This is a genomic window from Accumulibacter sp. (assembly GCF_031732815.1).
Lineage (GTDB): Bacteria > Pseudomonadota > Gammaproteobacteria > Burkholderiales > Rhodocyclaceae > Accumulibacter.
The window spans coordinates 1-2,845 of sequence record NZ_JAVMKF010000312.1 but is presented as its reverse complement, the minus strand read 5'-3'; the positions used below and the strand labels follow the sequence as shown (position 1 = coordinate 2,845).

The window sequence follows — 2,845 nt, the reverse complement described above, 5'->3', positions numbered from 1 at the left end:
AAGACGGCGAGCGGAACGACGCCGAGCCGGTCGAGCAGCGTATAGATCACGTCGACGCGCACCGCCTTACGATCGGGCCAGACCTCGATGGGTTTCCACGCCTCCAGCGGGCGCAGCAGCAGGTAGGCGGCGCTGATCTGCAGCACGCCGCAGAGAAAGAACTCGATGCCGTCGAAAGCGACTTCCAGGTAGCTGCCGAAGCCCAGCGCAAGCAGCGGCGGCTGGACGAGGTGCTCGAGCAGCCAGCCCTGCAGGCGGACGAAGATCTCGACCAGTTGGTCGATCACGGGCGTCCCCGCAAGGGCGCGAAGCAGAAGCCCTTGGCGCGCAGCGCGCCGAGCAGCGGATCGAGCATTGGTGCGAAAGGATCCTTGCGCGACCAGATGCCCAGGTGCGCCATGACGATGTCGCCGTCGCGCAGGCGCGTCAGCGCGCGCTCGACGAGCATCGCGTTGGGATGCGTCTCGGACGGGAGTTCATCGCCGAGGAAGCCGGCGCCGGCCCAGCCGACGTGTTCGTAGCCGCACTGGCGCGCGGCAGCCAGCGTGTTGCGCGTCGTGCGCCCGCCAGGGGCGCGCCACAGGCGATCGAGGCGGCGTCCGGTCAGGTCCTGGAAGCGCGTGTCGCTGCGCTTGAGCTCGTCGCAGACGCCCTGCGCGTCGAGCGCTTCATGCCGCCCATCAACGAAATACTGCACGCGATCGCCGACGTCCTGCCGGAAGCTGCCGTGTCGCCAGGTGTGCGTGCCGAATGCGTGGCCTTCGGCAACGCGCGCTTGCCAGTAGGCCGCCCAGCTCGCGTCGAGCGAATGATCGCCACGCATCGTCTTCTCCTGGGCGACGAAGAAGGTCGCCTTGGCGCCGTGTCGCGCCAGCGTCTGCGCGATCAGTTCGGCGTGTCGCATGTTGCCGGTGTCGAAGGTCAGGTAGAGTGTTCCCTTGCAGTCGGCGGTGCTCGGGGCAGTCGCCGAGGCGCTGCTCACCGCGGCGAGCAGGGCCAGCCCGGCGACGGTGCGGAGAAACTGCGCGCGGCTCATCTGAGGCCGGCGTGGTTGAGGAAGAAGACGCCGTGCGGCGAACTGCCGACCGGAATCGATTGCTTCAGTTTCTTGCTGACCAGATCGATCACCTGTACCTTGCGCGCGAAGCGGGCGGTGGCCCAGATTTCCTTGCCGTCGGCGCGCACGATCATGTCGTCGGGCCCGCCGGGAGCATCGTACTTCTCGACGACGCTCATCGTCTTGCTGTCGAAGAGCGAGATACTGCCGTTGATCGAACGGTTGGAGACGTAGAAATGACGCCCGTCGCCTTTCGGTTGCAGGTTGTGCGCGGCGGTGTCGGTGGGAACTTTCTTGACACTCTTCTGGAAGCGCCATTCGATGACTTCGACGATGCCCTCGCCCATGCAGGCGACCAGCAGGTGCCGGTTGTCGGGCGCCATGACGATGCCGGCAGGCGTCGTGCCGACCGGCATCACCCAGGCTACCTTCTGCGTTCCCAGGTGAATCGCCATCACTTCGTTCGAATCCTGCAGCGTGATGAAGACGAACTCGCTGGCGTTGTCGAAAGCCATGTGCGACGGCGTGCGCGGCGCCGGCAGGCGCGCCTTCAGGCGGAAATCGACCGGATCGTAGAGGTCGACACGGTCGAGGCGCAGCGAGTTGACGACAAACCATTTGCGATCCGGCGAATAGCCCAGGTGGTAGGGGTCGGAAATATCGCGGATGCGCTTTTGTTCGCGACCGCTGGCCGGGTCGAAAAAGACCAACTGGTTGGCCGCTGCGCAGGCGACGATCAGCGATTTGTCGTCCGGTGTCGGCAGCAGGTGGTGCGGCTCCTTGCACACTGTCGCCTTGCCGGTCACCTGGTAGGTTTCGGTGTCGATCAGGCTGATCGTGCCGTCACCCGAATTGAGTGCGATGGCCAGTCCGGCATACACGGGAAAGTTCAGGCCGGCAAGCAGGGCGGCGAGCCAGGCCGGCCGACGGAGCAGGTGTGGGAAAGTCATCTTGGCTTCAGGACTTTTTCTGAATCAGTTCGATCTTGTAGCCGTCGGGATCTTCGACGAAGGCGATGACGGTGCTTCCGTGCTGCATCGGACCGGCTTCGCGGACCACTTTGCCGGCGCGCGCCTTGATCTCGGCGCAGGCAGCGTAGGCGTCATCGACTTCGATCGCGACGTGGCCAAACGCGTTGCCGAGTTCGTAGGCGGCGGTATCCCAATTGTGCGTCAGCTCGAGTACGGCGCCTTGCGTTTCGGCGTCGTAGCCGACGAAAGCCAGTGTGAAGCGCCCACCCGGGTAGTCCTGGCGGCGCAACAGGCGCATGCCGAGAACCTCGGTGTAGAAGGCGAGCGAGCGTTCGAGGTTGCCAACGCGCAGCATCGTGTGCAGAATCCTCATTTCTTTCCCCAGGTTGCTTGCGGTGGCGTGGCGCGCGGGCCGCTTTTTCGACGTATCGTCCGGCAAGACCGGAATGAAGCGCGAAGATACACGAGAAGTGCCGTTTTTGCTTGCCGACTTGCGACGTTCATCGTCTGCGACTTCAACCGACGGAGGTTCGAAGAGAATGAAAAAGCTGATCATCACCCTGAGCGCGGCGGCTTTGGCTGCCGGCGGGCTCACCGGTTGCGCCAACATGAGCGAGACGCAGCGCGATACGGGCACTGGCGCGGCGATCGGCGCGGTTGCCGGGGCGGTCATCGGAATGGCCACCGCCGGTGGCCATTCGGGCCGCAGCGCAGCCACCGGCGCGGCCGTCGGCGCGGCTATTGGCGCTGGCGGCGGCTATCTGTGGTCGCAGCACATGCAGCAGCAGAAGGCAGCGATGGAGCAGGCGACACGCGG

The 2,845-nt window shown here is 65.2% G+C and carries 4 protein-coding genes and 1 pseudogene; 1 reads left to right on the top strand and 4 read right to left on the bottom strand.

Annotated features, from left to right (window positions below; genetic code table 11):
* From RKP46_RS18835 to gloA, 4 genes and pseudogenes are all read right to left on the bottom strand, one after another.
* Window positions 1-287, bottom strand: a pseudogene (locus RKP46_RS18835) (fatty acid hydroxylase); the annotation flags it as partial.
* A complete protein-coding gene (locus tag RKP46_RS18830) occupies window positions 284-1,036 on the bottom strand; it encodes a polysaccharide deacetylase family protein (protein ID WP_311108043.1) in 753 nt (250 codons plus the stop codon). The gene RKP46_RS18830 and the pseudogene RKP46_RS18835, both read right to left, overlap by 4 nt.
* On the bottom strand, window positions 1,033-2,007 hold the full coding sequence (locus tag RKP46_RS18825; protein ID WP_311108042.1) for a YncE family protein: 975 nt from the start codon (window positions 2,005-2,007) through the stop codon (window positions 1,033-1,035). Before RKP46_RS18825 ends, RKP46_RS18830 begins: the two co-directional genes overlap by 4 nt.
* Window positions 2,008-2,014: 7 nt before the next feature.
* Complete coding sequence (gene gloA / locus RKP46_RS18820; RefSeq protein WP_311108041.1) at window positions 2,015-2,401, bottom strand: lactoylglutathione lyase; 387 nt, start codon at window positions 2,399-2,401, stop codon at window positions 2,015-2,017.
* 166 nt (window positions 2,402-2,567) lie between these two features.
* On the opposite strand from gloA, the gene RKP46_RS18815 reads away from it, so the two are divergent.
* Window positions 2,568-2,845: glycine zipper domain-containing protein (locus RKP46_RS18815; protein WP_311108040.1), on the top strand; the 278-nt coding region annotated here is incomplete at its 3' end.